The following is a 2,766-nucleotide window of genomic DNA, read 5'->3' on the forward strand; positions in this document are numbered from 1 at the left end:
GCTATGGAAAAATTGCGAAAGAAAACTACATACAAGCCTGAATATGGTGGTTCTTGCTTTTATTGCTCTACTTTTGAAAAGATTTTAAACAGGCTCTTAGAATCTATTAAATAACGTAGACTAAAAAATAAATATGAGGACGGTTCTATGAAGTCTAATCCCCAAGTGCTTTCTATGACGCTTACCTTTTTTTTAATGATCGATTCTATAGGTAATATCCCTTTATTTGCCTCTTTGCTTAAAAACTTTGAGCCTAAGAAGCAACAGCGCATTATTCTCCGTGAAATGTTGATTGCTTTAGGGGTCATCATTCTTTTTGAACTCTTAGGAGATATGATTTTAAACTTCATAAATATTAAAACGCCCACTATTATCATTGCTGGTGGAGTAATTTTGTTTTTAATTGCACTAAAAATGATATTCCCCCCACAGGCTGAACCTGTAACAGACATTGTAGATAAGGAGCCTTTTATCGTTCCTTTGGCAATCCCTCTGGTAGCAGGGCCTGCTATATTAGCTGCTGTAATGCTATATGCAGGTCAAGCAGAGAATCATTTTAGCATTATTAGTGCTATTTTTATTGCTTGGCTCCCTTCAACATTAATCTTGTTGGGATCTAGCTATTTAAAAAAGCTAATAGGAAAAAGAGGAATTTCTGCTTTAGAGCGCTTAATGGGTTTAATTTTAATTTTAATTGCTATTCAAATGCTCTTAGAAGGAGTCCAGCTGTTTTTAAAAGCGGTTTAAATTTGCTATGATAGAAACAAAGCGTAATCTTAAAATGACCATCGCCTATGACGGCGCTCCTTATTTAGGATGGCAGAAAAATAATGCAGGTCCTAGCGTTGAGGAAAGTCTGCAAAACGTTCTACAACAAATCTTGCAAGAAGATGTGTTTTTGTCTTCAGCAAGTAGAACAGATGCTGGGGTACACGCAAAAGGACAGGTAGTTCATTTCCTTACAACTAGCTCTATTTGTTTATACAAATTACAAGGATCTCTCAATATTCTTTTAGATGAAACTATTTCCGTTTTACATATAGAAGAAGCTTTTATGCAGTTTCACTCTACTTTGAACTGCGTTAAAAAAGAATATTGGTATCACGTATGCTTTGCGAAAATACAAAATCCTTTTTTTCGCAGAACTTCTTGGCATTTCCCTCGTTTTTTAGAATTTGATTCTATGCAAAAAGCAGCTCATAGTTTAGTAGGAGAACATGACTTCTCAGCTTTCTGTAACCAAAAACCTAATTGGGATCGTAATGTGATTTGCGATGTGAAAAAGCTATCCATTGTACCTCTTTCTAAAGATAGATTGCGGTTTATAATTCACGGAGATCACTTTCTCTACAAAATGGTTCGTAATTTAGTAGGAACCTTAGTGTATATAGGTTGTTCTAAGCTAGCTGTTAATCAGGTTCCCGGTTTTTTAATGAGCAAGGATCGTTCTCGTATAGGAATGACCGCTCCTGCTCATGGTTTATTATTAAAAAAAGTATGTTATTAAGGTCAAACAATGATGCGTAACGATCCCTGTTGGTGTGGTAGTCAAAAAAAATGGAAAAAATGCCACTATCCTGAACAACCCCTTAAAGAACAGTATTTAAAGAAATATGGAATCATTTTAAAAAATGACGAGCAAATCGTTGGCATTCGTCATGCATGCAGGCTTGCTGCCACCGTTTTAGATAAACTCTGCTCTATTACAAAAGTGGGGGTTACCACAAATGAACTAGATCGATATGCAAAAGAGCTGTTTGAAGAAAAAAATGCGATCTCTTGTTGTATAGGATATGGAGAACCGCCTTTTCCTAAACACATTTGTACATCGCTCAACGATGTGATTTGTCATGGAATTCCCAATGATATTCCCTTGCAGCAGGGCGATATTATTAATATCGATGTGGCTTGTGTTTTAAATGGATACTATGGCGACTGTAGTAAAATGGTCGCTCTTGAACCCATCGATGCTGAAAAACGCAGAGTAGTTGATGTTTCTTTAGAATGCTTAAATAGAGCAGCACAGGTTTTAAAGCCCAAAAATAAACTATGTGAGATTGGTAAAGCCATTGATTCCTATGCTTCTTCTCAAAATTGCTCTGTCGTAGATCAATTTGTAGGCCACGGAGTAGGGATTGGATTTCATGAAGAGCCACAGGTTGCTCATCATTATAATCACTCCCAAATTCCTTTGACTGCTGGAATGACTTTAACCATTGAACCTATGATCAATGCGGGTACACGCAGTGGATATATTGATAAAGACCATTGGACCTGTAGAACAGTTGATGGAAAACCAAGCGCGCAATGGGAACATACCTTCTTAATTACCGAAACCGGTTATGAAATTTTGACAATTCCTGATTATACTAGTTTGATTTCAAATTAAGAATTGCATAACTAGGTTTTTTTGAAAAAACTGCTCTATCTTGCAAGAAGATGTTATTCTTTTTTTATAAAGATATTTATACACTCAAACTCTTAATTTGAGGTATGCATAATGGAGGTTATGCATCTACTCGATAGAAGTTTCATCAGACGATTCAAAATGAATTTTATGCATCAGCATTTAGGCAAAAAGTTTATCATAGTCTAGAAGAACTGTAAATGGATATGGATAAAAGAGTACAATAGAGCTCTTTCAAAACTAGGAAATAAAAAAGCCCTTGTATAACATAATGCCCTTAAAAATACGTAAGGGCATGATGAAATTTGAAAAAGCAAAAAGTTTAGACAACGAGAAATTCCGAAGATTAACCGGAGTAA

The 2,766-nt window shown here is 35.6% G+C and carries 3 protein-coding genes and 1 pseudogene; all 4 read left to right on the forward strand.

What is annotated here, in order from left to right; genetic code table 11:
* Positions 1 to 88 (forward strand): annotated as a pseudogene (locus RHOW815_RS07685) (IS5/IS1182 family transposase); the annotation flags it as partial.
* 59 nt (positions 89 to 147) lie between these two features.
* The gene (locus RHOW815_RS07690) at positions 148 to 747 is read left to right on the forward strand and encodes a MarC family protein (protein WP_215217723.1); all 600 of its coding nucleotides are present in this window, start codon (positions 148 to 150) and stop codon (positions 745 to 747) included.
* Between the two features lie 7 nt (positions 748 to 754).
* On the forward strand, positions 755 to 1,507 hold the full coding sequence (truA, locus tag RHOW815_RS07695) for a tRNA pseudouridine(38-40) synthase TruA (protein WP_215217724.1): 753 nt from the start codon (positions 755 to 757) through the stop codon (positions 1,505 to 1,507).
* Positions 1,508 to 1,516: 9 nt separating this feature from the next.
* Positions 1,517 to 2,389: a methionyl aminopeptidase gene (locus RHOW815_RS07700; protein ID WP_215217725.1), complete on the forward strand. Its 873-nt coding sequence runs from the start codon at positions 1,517 to 1,519 to the stop codon at positions 2,387 to 2,389.
* Positions 2,390 to 2,766: the final 377 nt, after the last annotated feature.

The sequence above is a fragment of the Candidatus Rhabdochlamydia sp. W815 genome (genome assembly GCF_018642185.1).
Taxonomy (GTDB): Bacteria; Chlamydiota; Chlamydiia; order Chlamydiales; family Rhabdochlamydiaceae; genus Rhabdochlamydia; species Rhabdochlamydia oedothoracis.

Excerpts from the sequence above, each read along its gene's own strand:
- RHOW815_RS07690 (WP_215217723.1), top strand. The coding sequence starts at position 148 with ATGAAGTCTAATCCCCAAGTGCTTTCTATGACGCTTACCTTTTTTTTA.
- truA (WP_215217724.1), top strand. The coding sequence starts at position 755 with ATGATAGAAACAAAGCGTAATCTTAAAATGACCATCGCCTATGACGGC.
- RHOW815_RS07700 (WP_215217725.1), top strand. The coding sequence starts at position 1,517 with ATGATGCGTAACGATCCCTGTTGGTGTGGTAGTCAAAAAAAATGGAAA.